The following is a 16,859-nucleotide window of genomic DNA, read 5'->3' as shown; positions in this document are numbered from 1 at the left end:
AAACTCGTATCTAACCTCAAAAACTAACGTATATTACATCTCGTATGAAGTGTCTAGACTGTGGCGAACCAATGGTCGCTCTCGAATTCGCCGATTTTGAGGTCGATACTTGCCTTGACTGCGGCGGAATCTGGCTCGATTCTGGTGAATTGGAGATGATTCTCGGGCAAGACGTACCAATAAGAGTAGTCGCTGACTCAGGCGATGTCAGTGTTTCCAAGCGAAAGTGCCCAGTCTGCAACAAGAAAATGAGTGCCTATGCCACCCGAAGTCCAAGGGCCACGGAAATCGACGTATGCACTACTGAACATGGTATTTGGTTCGATCGCGGCGAACTGTCGACGATAGCGGAATCTCTGCAGGAGCCCCTAAGGTCGACGGTCTTGGACCAAATGCGTGCTATCTTCACAAAAGAGTTTTGACCAAGATTGGTCTAAAACTGAAAGGACGGACTAAGTGATAGTTTTTCTGGTACTGCTAATTCTGATTGTCGTAGTTGCGGCTTGGTTGATCGGGCTGTATAACGGTCTTGTTGGCTTGCGAAATGCCGTCAAAAATGCGTGGTCGCAAATCGATGTTCAACTCAAGCGCCGCCACGATTTGATTCCCAACCTCGTTGAGACTGCAAAAGGATACGTCAAACACGAGCGCGAGACGCTGGAAAACATCACCAACGCACGCAGTCGCGCAATGGGAGCTGATACCGTCGGTGAAAAAGCAAAAGCTGAAAGTGCGCTTAGCGGCGCAATCAGCAAATTCATGCTCGTCGTGGAGAACTATCCTGACCTCAAAGCGAATCAGAATTTCCTCGCATTACAAGAGGAGCTGACCTCAACAGAGAATAAGATCGCGTTCAGTCGTCAGGCGTACAACGACCAAGTCATGCTCTATAACAATAAGATTCAGATGTTTCCCTCCAATATCGTCGCAGGCATGTTCAATTTTCAAGCGAGCGAGTTCTTTGAGATTGAAAACGAATCAGAGCGGCAGGCGCCAAAGGTCGACTTTTCGTAAGTACCGAATGGGAGCTTTTTTGCGATCATACTCGCTGAGTTCTCCGGTATAAGATGATTCAGACGCCATGTGGGAGCTGATTCAACAAAACAAGCGACGGTCAATTGTGCTCTTCGTCATGATGGGCGCGATTCTGCTTTTGCTTGGCTATCTAATCGGTGCTGCTTTTGCACCGCCTGACGGTGGGTTGTTTGGCCTAGTGCTGGCGATTGTCGTCTGGGGTGTCATGTCAATGATCAGCTACTTCAGCGGCGATTCAATCATGCTCAATATGGCCGGAGCTAAAGAGGTCACCCGCGAAGTCCATCCACAGCTCTACAATGTCATCGAAGAAATGAAAATCGCCGGCAGCCTGCCCAGAGTTCCCAAAGTCTACATCATTGAGACATCCGCCCCCAACGCGTTTGCTACCGGCCGCAAGGCTGAGAATGCTTCCATAGCTGTAACGACCGGATTGCTCGAAAAAATGAACCGTGACGAGTTGCAGGGAGTTGTCGCTCACGAAACTGGCCATATCCTCAATCGCGACATTCTCTTCATCACGTTCGCCGGAGTCATGCTAGGCACTATCGTGATTCTGTCTGACATGTTTCTGCGCGGGATGCGTTTTGGTGGTTCAAGACGATTGGGTTCAAGTCGTTCAAAAAACGGCGGTCAAGGGGCTGCCGTGTTGCTGGTAGTCGCGTTGGTCTTTGCAATTCTTGCGCCGATAATGGCACAGCTCTTGTACTTCGCCGTTTCGCGTCGCCGTGAGTATCTTGCAGATGCCACCGCTGTGCGCTTGACGCGTTATCCCGAAGGATTGGCCTCCGCTCTTGAGAAGATCTCAGCTTCGACTGACGATATGCCTCGGATGAACAAAGCTATCGCACCACTCTTCATCGCGAATCCGATCAAGGCGGCTGGTGCGAGAATGTCCAATTTGACAAGCACACATCCGCCAATTACAGAACGGATCGCGATTCTCCGTTCGATCGCCGGCGGCGTAGGGTACCTGAATTATCAGCAAGCCTATTCCAAAATCAAGAGTACCCGAGAGCAGGTCTTACCAAAGTCGGCGCTTGAGGAAAAGGACGTTCCAACCGCCCGTTCCGCGAGCCCCGAGGTTGTTACTGGAACAGTCACATCGTCACCGAAGCGCGGCATCAATGACTTGATACGAGCAGTAAATGGTTTTGCATTCCTCACTTGCACATGTGGACTGAAGATTAAGATACCGCCGGATTTCGGAAAAGACTCCGTAACTTGCCCGCGCTGTAATCAGCTCAACAAGATTCCAGTAGCAGAACTTGCAGCAAGCGTCGCAGTCTTGGAGGGGATCGGTGCGAAGGGAGTTGAGGAGGAAATCAAGTCCGAGTCGACTTACAAGCGGCAATCCCAAAGCTGGGAGTCATTCAAGTGTGCTTGTGGTCGTACAATACAACTTTAGCCAGCCTTTACCGCTGACAGGGTCAATTGTTCAAACTGCGGGACCGTCACTCGAATCACCTGACAGCCTGCTTTGACTTGAAACCAAAAAACATCAGAACCACCGCAGAACCAAAACTCAGAAACAGCCAAATGCCCGCTTGGGCATAAGCATTCCACGGCACTGCTGAAACAATGTAAGAGTTTCGCGGATCGACCGGATCGTAGTGCACGTCAACACGCGTTCCAACCGGATAATCTGCGATCAAGGTTTCTGCCTCGTTGAGTCGTTTCGACTTGTTGCCAAATGCCGGAGTTCCCAAGTCACTGGTCCCAAGATGTGGATTCGAATTCAGATCATAGGAATAGACGACATAGGGGACAATCGCCTTCTCACCAACAATGCGAGACTCTATAACTGTTCCAGTCACCGTTGGCCAATCGCGCATTGCCCGAAGTTGGCTTAAGTGCGCGGCCGAGAAGTATCCTATTGTTGTGCTGCAAGCGAAGAGCGCAAAGAGCAAAACGACCAATCTCTTGCGCAAAGTGTTCTTTCGCACAATAGAGAAGACTACTCGCAAGAGCATAGCTACAATCAAGATTACGATGAAGGAATAGTACAGCGTCATAGTTCAATTCCTATACGACTCATGCCACAGTCATAGTAGCCTAATTAATTGACATTTTAGGTCAATTCTGTATTATGCGCACGAGAAGAATGCAGAATGTTTAAGAAGATACTGATCGCAAATCGCGGCGAAATCGCCATTCGGATACTAAGAGCCTGCCGTCTATTGGACATCAAAACGGTTGCTGTTTTTTCGGATGCTGATTGTGGCGCCCTCCATGTTCGCTTCGCAGACGAAGCCTACAACATTGGTCCCTCTCCGGCCTCGCAAAGTTATCTTGTAATGGAGAAATTGATTGAAGTTGCAAAGAAGTCGGGAGCTGAAGCAATCCACCCAGGTTACGGATTCCTGGCAGAGAACTGGCAGTTCGCCAAACTTGTCCAAGACAGCGGGCTGACCTTTATCGGACCGAACTACGAATCAATTCGAATACTCGGCGACAAACTCGAAGCCCGCAAACTTGCTGAACAGAACGGTGTACCGACCGTTCCCGGCGGCCCGGTCAATGCATCCAAACTGTCACTCGCCAACAAATTGGCGGACCGTTGTGGTTATCCGGTGCTTGTCAAAGCCGTAGCCGGTGGCGGCGGCAAAGGGATGCGTATAGTGAATGCCCCTGATGATCTTGAGAAAGCGCTGATAGCAGCCGGAAACGAAGCACGATCGGCATTCGGCGATGACCGTGTGTTTATCGAAAAATGCATCATCCGCCCCCGCCATATCGAGATTCAAGTTGTTTGCGATTCGTATGGCAATGCAATCTATCTCGGTGAGAGGGAATGTTCGATCCAGCGCCGTCATCAGAAGCTTATTGAAGAAGCACCATCATCATTTGTTGATCCTGAACTGCGCGCTCGGATGGGTGAAACTGCTTTGAAGGCTGTCAAAGCAGCCAACTACTCAAACATTGGCACAGTCGAGTTTCTCGTCGACAAAGATAAGAACTTCTACTTCCTCGAAGTCAATACCCGGCTTCAAGTCGAACATCCGGTGACCGAGCTGGTGTTTGGAATCGACCTCGTCGACGAACAAATCAAGATCGCCGCTGGCGAAGAACTCTCAATCAAGCAAAGCGATGTTTCTATGTCGGGGCACTCGATCGAGTGTCGCATTTGCGCAGAAGATGCCGTCAACGGGTTCATCCCGAGCACCGGCAAGATTGTTAGCTATCGTCAACCATCGGGACCCGGTGTTCGCGTGGATTCAGGTATTCGGGACGGTTCAGAAGTAACACCATACTACGATTCGCTGATAGCAAAGCTGATTACTTACGGGTCAGATCGGACCGAGGCAATCAAGCGCATGCGCCAGGCACTGGCTGAATATCGCATTGCCGGTGTTGTAACCAATTTGGGATTTCACGAAACGATCATGGCGATGCGGGCATTTGTCGATGGCGACCTTTCCACCGCATTCATCAATGATAACTTTCCAAACGGAATCTCAAATGCTGAGCCTGATGAAGAACTGTCCCGCGCCGCTGCCGTTGCGGCCGCGCTTCACTATTACCGCGAATCACAGCGGGTCCGGACGGCGGCACCGTGCGCGACTGCAAGCTCAAGATAACAGACAGCATCTCGAGTCGAAAATCTCCGAAAGGGCTTAGGGGGCAATCAGTGAAGTATGTAGTAACAATCGACGCAAAAGAATTCGAAGTGGATATCCAAGATGCCGGTGATGAGTTGTCGGTTGCAGTTGATGGAAAGTCACTCGCTACCAGCATCGAAAGCGGGGCAAACAACCACCAATTCTTGATGCTGCTTGACGCGAAATCTTACGACACCGAAGTTTTCAAGAGTGACGATGGTGTCGCGGTCTTCTTGCACGGACGCGAATTCGATTGCACGGTAGAAGACCAACGTCTCGTCGCGATTCGTAAGGCGGCCGGAATCAAGCTGGAAACAGGAAGAAAAGAGCTATATGCACCGATGCCTGGCTTAGTAATGCGGATTCTTAAATCGGCTGGTGACAAAGTCAAGAAGGGTGAACCATTGCTCGTCGTTGAAGCGATGAAGATGGAAAATGAGTTGAAGTCTCCGACTGACGGTGTCATTCGGGAAGTCCATGCCGTTGTCGGCAAGCCGATTGACAAAGGAGCAGTGCTTGTCTCTTTCGAAGGTTAACCGCCGATCATTGATAGCGTTTAGCGAATGAAAAAGAAAACTCACAATCAAGCAGACTTGGCAAGTTTCAATTACGAAACCAAACTTGGGAATCCGGGTGAGTTCCCATTTACTCGCGGCATCTACCCCGCCATGTACACCGACCGACTCTGGACAATGAGGCAGTACGCGGGTTATGCAACTGCAAGGGAATCCAACGAACGCTATCGATATTTGTTGTCGCAAGGCCAAACCGGACTATCGGTTGCATTCGACCTGCCGACTCAAATCGGCTATGACTCTGACGATCCAATGGCAGCTGGTGAAGTTGGCAAGACCGGAGTTGCGATTGACACACTCGCGGATTTTGAGACACTCTTCGAAGGTATTCCACTTGACAAAGTCTCGACATCGATGACCATAAACGCCACTGCGGCAATATTGCTTTGCATGTATATCGCCGTAGCACGGAAACAGAATGTTACCGCTGACAAGATAACCGGCACCGTCCAGAACGACATACTCAAGGAGTTTATTGCACGAGGAACTTACATTTATCCGCCCAAGCCCTCGATGCGACTCATTACTGATATTTTTGCGTATGCCAAATCAAGTCTACCTCGATATAATACCATTTCAATTTCGGGGTATCACATCCGAGAAGCAGGCGCAACCGCCGTGCAGGAAATCGCCTTCACCATAGCAAACGGTATCGAGTATGTTACTCACGCACTTAACGCTGGCCTGAAAGTCGATGACTTTGCGCCGCAGTTGTCGTTCTTTTTCTGCGCTCAACAGAACTTGCTGGAAGAAGTCGCTAAGTTCCGCGCCGGGCGCCGCATTTGGGCGACTATAATGAAGGGCCGATTTGGCGCTCGTGATCCTAAGTCGATGATGCTTCGCTTTCATACACAGACGGCGGGGGTGTCGCTTACTGCACAACAACCGGAAGTCAATACAGTGAGAACCACATTGGAGGCATTGGCCGCCGTACTCGGAGGTACTCAATCTCTTCATACTAATGCTCACGACGAGGCGCTCGCCTTGCCAACAGCATCTTCCGCGCAGTTGGCGCTTCGCATTCAGCAAGTTCTCGGCTACGAAACGGGAATGAACGACACCGTCGATCCGTTGGCGGGGAGCTATTATGTTGAGTCGCTAACTGATAGTATCGAAGCTGAAGTGAATAAATACCTTTCCAAGATCGACACTATTGGCGGTTCGATGCGGGCGATTGAAGATGGGTTCTTCCAATCCGAAATTCAAAAGTCGGCATATGAATTCCAGTTGCAGGTTGAGTCAAAGGAACGAATCATCGTTGGAGTCAACCAGTTCAAATCAGAGACAGCTTCAACTCCGTCGTTGCAAAAGGTAAGTGAGCAATCTCGGGATGAGCAGGTAACTCGCCTCAAGCGAATTCGGGCTGAGCGCGACAATGCAGCAGTGACAAGACACCTCGCGCGGCTGAAGTCCGCAGCAGGCACAGATGAAAATCTGATCCCGATTATATTAGATTGTGTGGAATCTTACTCAAGTGTCGGTGAGATCTCTGATGTTCTGCGTGGCGTCTGGGGCGAGTACCGGGAGAGCATCGTAATATGACGCATCGAATTAACCACATCGCAATAGCCGTTAAGGACATCGAGCAATCGCGCTCGCTTTTCGGACTGGTCAGTAAAGCCGCAATTTCGGAAGTCATCGAAGTTCCCGATCAAAAGGTGAAAGTCTGCTTCGTCGAAACCGGTGAAACCAAGATCGAGCTGGTTCAGCCGACGGAAGGGAATGTTGGAGTCGCCAAGTTTCTCAAGAATCGGGGCGAGGGAATCCACCATATTTGCCTTGGAGTAGAAAACATTGAAGTCGAACTGGCGGCATACAAAGAAAAGGGAATTCGGCTAATCGATGAGACCCCTCGAATTGGAGCGGAAGGGCATCGGGTGGCTTTCGTCCACCCACAATCAACTAACGGCGTCCTGATTGAGCTCGAAGAGCTCGAATCTCACAATCAATCTTAATGTTGGTTCTGGGCCGGTGCGTGCGAGCTCTTAGCTAGCCGCAATGCCAAGACAAGTGCAGCCGCAAAGAATGCTGCCTGCAAGAACAGATTACACGCGATTGTCACAACCCCTGTAATACTCAAAATACGGCAATCCTTACCGAGCCACGTTGAACAAATTGCGAGTAACGTCAATACGAAAAGTGAAGTCGCTGTGGCGCGCAATCTGAATATCTTTGTCAGCGCGTACCCGCAAAGTCCTCCAATCCCGAAGGACAATAACATATCAATCGAACCGAAATGCTCTTCCATGGATTCCTCCCGTTTAATCTTGTGATGTGACAATCAACAAAATGTTAATCGACAGTGTTGTCAAGAATCTTTATTCGTAACGTGTTAGTTAGTAATTGGTTACAAGATTCCATGAAGGCGATAAAAATTCTTGACTTTGTGAAAAATCTCTCTACCTTTGCCGGACATTTGGAGAGGTATTGTTGAGTAATTTTGAAGTATATTTTCCACTAGCGATCCAAATATTCATCGCTGTTTGCATCGGACTCGCTATGTTCTTTGGTTCGTCTCTCTTTGGTAAGAAGACGTACAGCCGCGTTAAAGAACAAGCGTACGAATGCGGCATCGAGCCCGAAACCGATAGCCGCCAACGTTTTCCCGTTAAGTTCTACATGGTGGCGATCCTTTTTATAATCTTTGATCTCGAAACAGTGTTCCTTTTCCCCTGGGCAGTGAACTACAAACAGCTCGGCATGTTCGGATTTGTAGAGATGGGCGTTTTCATCCTGATTCTGCTTGTGGGCTACGTATACATCGTGAAGAAAGGAGCACTCAAGTGGGATTAGAAGAAAAAATTCCTGACGGGATCATCCTCACGACTGCTGAGAAGATAATAAATTGGGGTCGCACAAAATCAATGTGGCCTTTTGGATTTGGTTTGGCCTGTTGCGCTATCGAAATGATCTCAACAGTGAGTCCCAAATACGATTTGTCGCGCTTTGGAATGGAAGTTATGCGCGCCTCACCAAGGCAAGCAGATTTGATGATCGTCGCCGGTAGAGTGTCAAACAAAATGGCTCCGGTGGTGAAGCGTCTGTATGAACAGATGCCGAATCCGAAGTGGGTTATTTCAATGGGTGCATGTGCGTCGTGCGGCGGCGTGTTTAACAACTATGCAATCTTGCAGGGTGTTGATAAGATTATTCCGGTAGATATTTATGTTCCCGGTTGTCCGCCTCGCCCAGAGCAATTGATAGATGGTATCGTGAAGTTGCACGAGTTAGTAAAGCAGTCGAAGTTGAAGGAAGACTCAAGAAAGACCGCATAGTCGAATTGACATTTGATGGATATCAATACCAAAGAAAAAGTCAGCGCTAAGTTTGGCGGCAAAATTATCGAGGCATCGACGCAATTCGATGAACTCAGTTTCGTTGTCGACAAGTCCGACTTGCATGATGTCGTCCGATTCCTCCGCGACGAGCCTGGCCTCAAATATCGGCACCTATCTGACATAACGGCTACAGATTGGCTCGATAGGGCCAAGCGCTTTGAGATCGTATATCATCTCTACTCATTCGATCTGCGTGATTATGTGCGCATCAAAGTCCGTGTGGGTGAAGATGAGCCCGTCCCGACAATGTGCAGCGATTGGAAAACTGCCAATTGGCTGGAGCGCGAAGTGTTTGACATGTTTGGAGTGAGCTTCTCGGAACACCCGGACATGCGCAGAATTCTTATGTGGGACGAATTTGAGGGTCACCCGCTACGTAAAGACTATCCGCTTACATATGAAATGCCGCAGTTTACCTTTAATAAGGATGAACCGCCGGAGGTCATCAAGTAGTGCAAACGAAGACGATGACCATCAACATGGGACCGCAGCATCCAGCAACCCATGGAGTTCTGCGCGTAATTCTCGAGATTGACGGCGAGACAGTTATCCGCTGCCAGCCTGAGGTCGGTTACCTTCATACAGGCATTGAGAAAACCGCCGAAGCAAAGCTCTATTACAAAGCTCTGCCTATGACTGACCGTATGGATTATCTCGCGCCAATGTCGAACAATCTCGGCTATTGCCTCGGTGTTGAGAAATTCCTCGGTGTTGAAATTCCCGAAAAAGCGCAGTGGGTGAGAGTACTCCTTGCTGAAGTCACACGCATCAACTCGCACCTTGTCTGGCTCGGAACGCACGCCCTTGATATCGGCGCCCTTAGTATGGTGCTCTATGCCTTCCGTGAACGCGAAGATGTCTTGAGCATCTATGAAGCGGTCTCCGGCCAAAGAATGATGTCGACTTACTTCCGTATCGGCGGTCTGGCAGAGGATCTACCCGAGAACTTTGACCAATTGGTACGGACTCTTCTTAAGAACATCACAGTTCGCTTGCAGGAGTACGAAAACATCCTAACCAACAACCGAATCTGGCGCAACCGAACTATCGGCGTTGGCAAACTCACTGCCGAAGACGCAATCGATGCTGGAGTAACCGGGCCATTACTGCGTGCTTCCGGCGTCAACTATGATTTGCGCAAAGCACGTCCGTACTCGGGTTATGAGAAGTTTGATTTTGATGTCCCAACCTCGAACCGCTGCGATTGCTTCGGACGCTATGAGGTCCGTATGGAAGAGATGCGCCAAAGCTTGCGCATAATCCAACAAGCAATCGACGGAATTCCGCAAGGTCGGTTCCGTGCTCGTGCTCCCGGAATTGTCCTTCCAACAAAGGAAGAGACACTCTATTCGATGGAAGCGTTGATCTACCACTTTAAGTTAATCACCGAAGGCTTTAGCCCGCCGGTAGGGGAAGTGTATCAAACCATAGAGTCTCCTAAAGGTGAACTCGGATTCTACTTCGTTTCCGACGGAAGCCCGAAACCATACAGAATGCGCGTACGTCCTCCGAGTTTTGTAAACATTGCGGCGTTGCCCAAGTTGGTTGTTGGCGGTTTGCTTGCTGACGTTATCGCTTGTATTGGTTCTATTGATATCGTGCTTGGTGAGGTGGACAGATGATTTTGTCTAATGATACAAAATCGAAAATCGCTGAATACTCAAAGAAATATCCGAAAGTAAAATCGGCAATTCTGCCTGCGCTTCACTATGCCTATGAAGAGCAAGGGTATCTCGATGACCCGATGTATGAAGAGATCGCTCAAGTCCTCGGCGTCAAGTTTATCGAGGTCGCCGAAGCCGCTTCGTTCTATACAATGTTTCCGAAGCAAAAGCGCGGCAAGTACTACATTCAAGTCTGCCGCAATATCTCGTGCGCACTTATGGGCTCGCACCACTTGACTCAGTATCTCCTGGAGAAATTCGGAATCAAGCTCGGAGAGACAACGAAGGACAATCTCTTCACTGTAGTCGAAGTCGAATGTCTCGGCAGCTGTTGCACGGCACCGATGATGCAGGTCAATGACAAGTACTACGAAAACCTGACTCAAGCCAAGATCGATCAGTTGATTGACGAATGGCGGGCGGCAAAGTAAAGACTATGCAGAAGCACGTTCTCTTTGAGCACATAACCGACCCGCAGTTACACAATATCGACCGGGCTATTGAACTTGGCGCCTACAAGGCTTGGGAAAAAGTCCTAAAGAGCATGAAGCGTGAAGAGGTCGTCCAGGTTGTCAAAGATTCCGGCCTTCGCGGTCGCGGCGGCGCAGGATTCCCGACTGGACTCAAATGGAGCTTCGTTCCTGTCGCATCGCCTAAACCGAAATACCTGTGCTGTAACGCCGACGAATCAGAACCCGGCACCTGCAAAGATCGTGTATTGATGGAGTGCGATCCTCATAGCGTCATCGAAGGTGTTATGATCGCGGCTTTCGCAATCGACTGCCATACATCATTCTTCTATATAAGAGGCGAGTACGATCTTTCGATGCGCCGAATTGAGAAGGCAATTGATGAAGCCTATAAAAAGGGCTTCCTTGGCAAGAATATTCTCGGCACCGACTACGACTTAGAGATGATTCTCCATCGTGGTGGTGGTGCCTACATTTGCGGAGAGGAAACCGCATTGTTGTCTTCGCTCGAAGGCGAAAAGGGACTCTCGCGCATTAAGCCGCCATTCCCGGCGGTATCGGGACTGTATGCTTGCCCGACCGTAGTTAATAATGTAGAAACGGTTGCCAATCTACCGCGAATCGTCATGAACGGCGGACAGTGGTATGCTTCGATGGGTACCGAAAAGTCCAAGGGCACACGTATCTTCTCAGTCTCTGGTCATGTAAAGAAACCCGGCAACTACGAACTCGAACTGGGCACGCCATTGCGCACGCTGATTTATGATTATGCTGGCGGAATGCTCGATGACAAGAAACTCAAGTGCGTGATTCCGGGTGGTTCATCCGTTCCAGTCCTAATGCCTGACCAACTTGACACTCCATTGGATTTTGAATCTGTACAAGCGGCTGGATCAATGTTGGGTTCCGGAGCTGTCATTGTCATGAACGAAGACACCTGCATGGTCTGGGTTGCTGAGATTTTGGCACATTTTTATATGCATGAATCGTGTGGCAAATGCACTCCTTGCCGACAGGGAACAGGCTGGTTGTATGAGATCCTTCATCGCATCGAGCACGGACTCGGCAAGAAAGAAGACCTTGATACACTTCTGGATCTGGCAAAGAACATTGAAGGCAACACGATCTGCGCACTTGGTGACGCCGCTGCAACGCCGGTGATTTCGACAATCAAGCAATTCCGTAATGAGTATGAATATCACATCGAGCACAAGAAGTGCCTGGTTAAGTCAGATTTTAGGTTGAGATAATGGGTGATTTTAACATAACAGTAAACGGAACGGTGGTTCCCGCGGTCAAAGGACAAACGGTGCTTCAGGCCGCCTTGGCCGCCGGTATCGATATTCCTGTGTTCTGCTGGCATCCCCAATTGGTTCCGGTCGGAGCCTGTCGTATTTGCCTGGTTGAAATCGAGAAATTCCCCAAGTTGCAGGTGGCCTGCGCGACTCCAGCCGCCGACGGCATGGTCGTATTGACTGAATCGCCAAAGGTCGTGAAAGCCCGTCAGGGCGTCCTTGAGTTCATCTTGGCTCATCATCCGCTGGATTGTCCCACGTGCGACAAGGGCGGAGAATGCGATCTCCAGAATGTGACGTTCAAGTACGGCTTGGACTATAGTCGACTACAGGAACCGAAGCACCGCACTATCGTTGACGAAAAATCAACCTTTGATGACCTTCAGATTGGCCCGGAAATCATCCGAAATCAGAATCGCTGTATTCACTGCTATCGTTGCACGCGAATCGTTGATGAGGCTTGTTTCGAGGATGATCTCGGCGCATACCAACGCGGATATCACACTGAGATTCTTCCTCCGCCAAATCGCGAGATACGCAACCTCTACTCTGGCAATGTCGTCGAATATTGCCCGGTCGGTGCGTTAACAAACGACGACTGGCGCTACAAGGTCCGCGTATGGCTAACCAGGCAGGCGAAGACCGTCTGCACACACTGTCCTGACGGTTGTAACCTGACCCATTGGACATTCCACAACAAGATTTTCCGAGCTACGTCCAGACCGAATGAAAGCATCGATCGCGGATTTATTTGTGATATCGGACGCTATGGCTACCAATATGTCAGCAGCAGCGACCGGTTGAAACAGCCGATGATCAAGAAGAACGGCGAGCTTGTAGAGTCGACATGGGAAGAAGCACTTAGTCTGATAAAGACTCAGGTCAGTGAACTCAAATCCAAACTCTCTGGAAATGCATTCTTTGGATTGATTGGCGAAACGTCCACTAATGAAGAAATCTACTCATTCCAAAGATTGTTACGCCGCGTCATTGGCACAAACCATATCGATAGCCGCATTAACCGCAAGCGTCGGCTTTCCTTTGGTGAGGAAGTGACTGAGCGGGGAGTCGCTTCAGATCAAGTTGGCTTTAAGGACATCGACGCCGCTGACACTTTCGTCATTTATGCCAGCGACCTGCATTCAGAGAATCCGATAACCGCCCTTCGCGTGAAGCGCGGTGTTCGTTACCGTGACGCGAAAGTAATCATCATCAACTCGCGCCTGACCCATATGGGTGCGCGCACTGGTGCCGCAAATTTGGTGCACAAACCTGGCACTGGCGTCGCGGCTCTGACCGGAATTGTCGATGCCGCTCTAAGTTCTGCGCGATTCGACAAGGCGACCTCAGGATTAACTGATCAGAATGTCAGTGAGTTCAAGCAGAGCCATCCTGATATCCTGCTTGCGAAGGCCGCTTCGGTATCGGGAATCAGCGAGGCAGCACTCAGCGATGTTGCCGAGACACTCCTGAAATCGAGCAATGTAGTAATATTGTGCGGGTCAGATTTTAACAGATACCCATTCCGCGACGAAGAGCTGCTCGCACTTGACAATCTCAAGCGTATCTGCAAGGCGGCAAAGATTGCCATACTTCCGGAAAACAGTAATTCCGTCGGAGCAGAGCTTTTTGGAGCTTACCCGAGTCACTATCCGGGATGGAAAGGAATCTCTTCGAAATCCAAATTTGAAGACCTATGGCGCGGACCGATTCCAGATTTCACTGGAAAAGACATGATCGGAATTCTCGAAGCCATCAATGACGATGAAATTGAATGCGGTTTCATATACAATGCCGATCCGGTACGAGTATTCCCTGATGGAAATTATGCCGATGCGGTCTTGGAAAAGCTCAAATTGCTTGTCGTAATCGATAGCTTCATGACCGACACCGCAAGACTCGCCGATGTGATTCTGCCGCTGTCGACGTTTGCCGAGACTGAAGGAACACGTACCAACTGGGAAGGGCGCATTCAGTATTCGCAGTCCACCGTCAAGCCAATGTTTGGCTCGAAACCTGGTTGCGAAGTATTGGAAATGCTCGCGGAGCGACTTGGTGGAAGTTTTGGTCAGTCACGACCAGTTGAAGTGTATCGTGAACTCAATAAAGCGCTTGGCGATTCCTTGCCGGCCAGGTATGAGATGTTTGGTGCCGAAGGCGCAATTGTCTCACGCCCAACTCAACAAGCAAAGCCAGGACTCAATCGTGTGGCATTCAATGCAATGCCCAGCAATAGCGAGTACCCATTCTTCCTTGTTGTCGGCAACGCCGATCACCACCGTGGAATTGATACCGAGCGCAATCCGAGTCTTCTGAAATTCACCGGCGAACCATTTGTTGGAATAAGCGAAACTGATGCTAAGGGACTCATGATTTCCGATGGCGACCTCGTCAGAGTTGAATCCAAGTCCGGCAAAGTTGTTGCCAATGCGCGAGTCCTGCTGGAGCTTTCGAGCAAGGTAGTTTTCTTGCCGGAGAACTTCCGTGAATTGCGCCCTAATCTATTGATGGGGCTGAAGGAAAAGTTTGATCACGTCAAAGTGACGAAGATGTAAGATGTTAGAATTTGCTGTCATAACCGGTGTCAAGGCCTTCATGGTGCTTAACGTGCTGTTGCTGACGTGCGCTTGGACAACCTATCTCGAACGCCGTTTTCTTGCGCGTATGCAGTCACGCATCGGGCCTAACACTGCCGGATATAGGGGCCTTCTTACGCCGATCGCCGATTTGATAAAGCTTCTCTTCAAGGAAGACTTCATTCCGGCGGCTGCCCATAAGCCACTGTATCTACTAGCCCCATTGATGGCATTCATTCCTGCGATGTTGCCGTTGGCAGTGATTCCTTTTGGCAGTAGTATCACCTTGTTTGGCCGCGAGATCAATCTGGTTGTTTCCGACTTCAACCTTGGACTCCTATTCATCCTCGCGATGACGTCACTTGGGATTTATGGAATTATCATGGCTGGCTGGTCGCCAAACAGCAAGTTCTCTCTGCTTGGCGGACTCCGCTCGTCAGCACAGATGATCTCTTACGAGATTGGCCTCGGCATGTCATTCATCGGCGTAATTATGCTAGCGGGTACTCTCAACATGGTCGAAATTGTCGAACAGCAAAGTTCGATTCTTGACTGGTACATCATCAAACAGCCTGTTGGTTTTGTTCTATACTTGATCTGTGCATTTGCCGAAACCAATCGCTCGCCCTTTGACCTTCCCGAAGCCGAATCTGAGCTTGTCGGTGGTTACCACACCGAATACTCCTCAATGCGCTTCGGTTTGTTCTTCGTCGGAGAATACGCAAACATGGTCACCGTCGCAGCAGTCGCAACCACGGTCTTCCTTGGTGGATGGCAGGGTCCATTTCTCCCGCCGGTACTCTGGTTTGTAATCAAGTGTTTTGCATTCATGTTTTTCTATATATGGGTTCGTGGATCGTTGCCGCGCTTCCGTTATGACCAGCTTATGAAATTCGGCTGGTTTGTCTTGATCCCGATTGCGCTTGCTAACATCCTGATCACCGCGTTAGTTGTCCTGCTTTAGGAGGTAGACGATGTTTCGCATTATAAAGGAAGTCTTCATCGCCATACCAAAGGGAATGTTTGTCGTTTTCAAGCAGATGTTCCATAAGCCTGTCACTGTAGACTATCCATTTGTCAAACCGCCGATGGCGCCGCGCTATCGGGGACTGCATTTTCTCGAACGTTATGATGATGGCAGCGAACGCTGCGTCTGTTGCGGTCTTTGCGCCGCGTCGTGTCCCGCTGACGCGATCTATATGGAACCGGCAGAAACTGAACGCGGAGAGCGCTATGCCAAGATTTATGAAATCAACGAACTCCGCTGCATTTTCTGCGGGTTCTGTGAAGAAGCTTGTCCTGAAGAGGCTATCTTCCTTGGCAAAGAATACGAATTCGCGTCCGATCACCGCGACAACTTTATCTATACCAAAGACGACTTGCTGGTTAAATGGCCAAGAACCCAGCCGTCGGAGGTCAAGTTCTTGCGACCAATGCGCCGCGTAGCATGGCAGCAATCTGAGGAAGGCAGACCACAGCACTAAGAATGGAACTGGCAATTTTCTTAATGGCGTCAGCGCTGTCGATTGCAGCCTCAATTCTGGTAATCATCCAGCGCAATCCCATTGCTTCGGTGATGTATCTTCTCACCTCATTTGTGTCGCAGGTGATATTGTTCATCATGTTAAATGCCGCCTTCCTGGCGATGCTCCAGATCATTGTCTATGCCGGAGCGATTCTTGTTCTGTTCCTATTCGTGATCATGCTGCTCAACTTGAGACGTGAAGATTTTGGAAAAGACATCAAGCTTCGTTTCAAACCGCTGGCAATTGCGTTCGCCGTAGTGTTGTTGTTTGAAACTACAGTAGCAATCTCTTCATCGCGAATGCTCGATAGAGTACAGGCGCAAGTTGGACCCGACTTTGGTTCGGTTCAGGCCGTCGGAATGTCATTGTTTACGAAGTATCTTTATCCGTTCGAGTTAACCTCAATTCTATTGATAGTTGCTGTACTCGGCGCTGTCGTGATGGCGAAGAAGAGGCTATAAGATGATTCCACTTGAATGGTTCTTAATAGTAGCCGGCGTGATTTTTGTCATCGGTATGATCGGCGTGATCATCGCGCGAAATGTAATGATCATCTTCATGTCGGTCGAGTTGATGCTAAATGCCGCGAATCTGGCAATGGTCGCCTTCTCGCGCGAGATGGGTATCTTGGACGGGCATGTAATGGTGTTTGTGATCATGACCGTTGCGGCCGCGGAAGCCGCTGTCGGGCTTGCAATCATCATTGCACTATTTCGCAATCGTGACACAGCCAACATCGATGAAGTGAATATTCTGAAGTGGTAGATGAGGTAGTGAG

At 49.6% G+C, this 16,859-nt stretch carries 19 protein-coding genes; 18 read left to right on the top strand and 1 reads right to left on the bottom strand.

The features are described 5' to 3' along the window. Positions 1–71: 71 nt before the first annotated feature. The 3 genes from IPH59_02655 (at position 72) to IPH59_02645 (ending at position 2,443) form a co-directional block, all read left to right on the top strand. Positions 72–422 (top strand): zf-TFIIB domain-containing protein, encoded by a 351-nt coding sequence (locus tag IPH59_02655; GenBank protein MBK7090614.1) that lies wholly within the window; start codon positions 72–74, stop codon positions 420–422. A gap of 34 nt (positions 423–456) precedes the next feature. Beyond that, on the top strand, positions 457–1,014 hold the full coding sequence (locus tag IPH59_02650) for a LemA family protein (GenBank protein MBK7090613.1): 558 nt from the start codon (positions 457–459) through the stop codon (positions 1,012–1,014). Positions 1,015–1,081: 67 nt separating this feature from the next. Then, positions 1,082–2,443, top strand: coding sequence for a M48 family metallopeptidase (locus IPH59_02645; GenBank protein MBK7090612.1), 1,362 nt, complete (start codon positions 1,082–1,084; stop codon positions 2,441–2,443). A 55-nt stretch (positions 2,444–2,498) separates the two neighbouring features. On the opposite strand, the gene IPH59_02640 is transcribed toward IPH59_02645, so the two are convergent. Continuing rightward, the gene (locus IPH59_02640) at positions 2,499–3,050 is read right to left on the bottom strand and encodes a DUF3592 domain-containing protein (protein ID MBK7090611.1); all 552 of its coding nucleotides are present in this window, start codon (positions 3,048–3,050) and stop codon (positions 2,499–2,501) included. Positions 3,051–3,146: 96 nt separating this feature from the next. Here IPH59_02640 and IPH59_02635 point away from each other — a divergent pair, with 96 nt between their 5' ends. The 15 genes from IPH59_02635 to nuoK all read left to right on the top strand — a co-directional run bounded on the left by IPH59_02635 (position 3,147) and on the right by nuoK (position 16,846). Continuing rightward, positions 3,147–4,616, top strand: coding sequence for an acetyl-CoA carboxylase biotin carboxylase subunit (locus tag IPH59_02635; GenBank protein ID MBK7090610.1), 1,470 nt, complete (start codon positions 3,147–3,149; stop codon positions 4,614–4,616). 50 nt (positions 4,617–4,666) lie between these two features. Next, the gene (locus IPH59_02630) at positions 4,667–5,173 is read left to right on the top strand and encodes an acetyl-CoA carboxylase biotin carboxyl carrier protein subunit (GenBank protein ID MBK7090609.1); all 507 of its coding nucleotides are present in this window, start codon (positions 4,667–4,669) and stop codon (positions 5,171–5,173) included. 27 nt (positions 5,174–5,200) lie between these two features. Next, the gene (locus IPH59_02625; GenBank protein MBK7090608.1) at positions 5,201–6,754 is read left to right on the top strand and encodes a methylmalonyl-CoA mutase; all 1,554 of its coding nucleotides are present in this window, start codon (positions 5,201–5,203) and stop codon (positions 6,752–6,754) included. Then, positions 6,751–7,167: a methylmalonyl-CoA epimerase gene (gene mce, locus IPH59_02620; GenBank protein ID MBK7090607.1), complete on the top strand. Its 417-nt coding sequence runs from the start codon at positions 6,751–6,753 to the stop codon at positions 7,165–7,167. The genes IPH59_02625 and mce overlap by 4 nt, the downstream gene beginning before the upstream one ends. A gap of 544 nt (positions 7,168–7,711) precedes the next feature. Then, positions 7,712–8,005, top strand: coding sequence for an NADH-quinone oxidoreductase subunit A (locus tag IPH59_02615; protein ID MBK7090606.1), 294 nt, complete (start codon positions 7,712–7,714; stop codon positions 8,003–8,005). Then, positions 7,996–8,487 carry an NADH-quinone oxidoreductase subunit B gene (locus IPH59_02610; GenBank protein MBK7090605.1) on the top strand — a complete coding sequence of 164 codons (492 nt, stop codon included), beginning with the start codon at positions 7,996–7,998 and terminating at the stop codon, positions 8,485–8,487. The genes IPH59_02615 and IPH59_02610 overlap by 10 nt, the downstream gene beginning before the upstream one ends. Positions 8,488–8,502: 15 nt before the next feature. Further along, positions 8,503–9,003, top strand: a complete 501-nt coding sequence (locus IPH59_02605) for an NADH-quinone oxidoreductase subunit C (GenBank protein MBK7090604.1) — start codon at positions 8,503–8,505, stop codon at positions 9,001–9,003. Positions 9,004–9,017: 14 nt separating this feature from the next. Next, positions 9,018–10,172: an NADH dehydrogenase (quinone) subunit D gene (nuoD, locus tag IPH59_02600; protein ID MBK7090603.1), complete on the top strand. Its 1,155-nt coding sequence runs from the start codon at positions 9,018–9,020 to the stop codon at positions 10,170–10,172. After that, the gene (locus IPH59_02595) at positions 10,169–10,645 is read left to right on the top strand and encodes an NAD(P)H-dependent oxidoreductase subunit E (protein MBK7090602.1); all 477 of its coding nucleotides are present in this window, start codon (positions 10,169–10,171) and stop codon (positions 10,643–10,645) included. Before nuoD ends, IPH59_02595 begins: the two co-directional genes overlap by 4 nt. Before the next feature lie 5 nt (positions 10,646–10,650). Beyond that, the gene (gene nuoF, locus IPH59_02590; GenBank protein ID MBK7090601.1) at positions 10,651–11,934 is read left to right on the top strand and encodes an NADH-quinone oxidoreductase subunit NuoF; all 1,284 of its coding nucleotides are present in this window, start codon (positions 10,651–10,653) and stop codon (positions 11,932–11,934) included. Beyond that, positions 11,934–14,534: an NADH-quinone oxidoreductase subunit NuoG gene (gene nuoG, locus IPH59_02585; protein MBK7090600.1), complete on the top strand. Its 2,601-nt coding sequence runs from the start codon at positions 11,934–11,936 to the stop codon at positions 14,532–14,534. Before nuoF ends, nuoG begins: the two co-directional genes overlap by 1 nt. A gap of 1 nt (position 14,535) precedes the next feature. After that, complete coding sequence (gene nuoH, locus IPH59_02580; protein ID MBK7090599.1) at positions 14,536–15,519, top strand: NADH-quinone oxidoreductase subunit NuoH; 984 nt, start codon at positions 14,536–14,538, stop codon at positions 15,517–15,519. A 10-nt stretch (positions 15,520–15,529) separates the two neighbouring features. After that, the gene (gene nuoI / locus IPH59_02575) at positions 15,530–16,039 is read left to right on the top strand and encodes an NADH-quinone oxidoreductase subunit NuoI (GenBank protein ID MBK7090598.1); all 510 of its coding nucleotides are present in this window, start codon (positions 15,530–15,532) and stop codon (positions 16,037–16,039) included. A 2-nt stretch (positions 16,040–16,041) separates the two neighbouring features. Beyond that, complete coding sequence (locus tag IPH59_02570; GenBank protein MBK7090597.1) at positions 16,042–16,542, top strand: NADH-quinone oxidoreductase subunit J; 501 nt, start codon at positions 16,042–16,044, stop codon at positions 16,540–16,542. A 1-nt stretch (position 16,543) separates the two neighbouring features. Continuing rightward, on the top strand, positions 16,544–16,846 hold the full coding sequence (gene nuoK, locus IPH59_02565) for an NADH-quinone oxidoreductase subunit NuoK (GenBank protein ID MBK7090596.1): 303 nt from the start codon (positions 16,544–16,546) through the stop codon (positions 16,844–16,846). The last annotated feature ends 13 nt before the right edge of the window (positions 16,847–16,859 follow it).

It is taken from the genome of bacterium (assembly GCA_016708315.1).
In the GTDB taxonomy this organism is placed as follows: domain Bacteria; phylum Zixibacteria; class MSB-5A5; order CAIYYT01; family CAIYYT01; genus JADJGC01.
The sequence above is the reverse complement of the archived record's forward strand: the minus strand, read 5'-3'. Positions and strand labels throughout refer to the sequence as shown.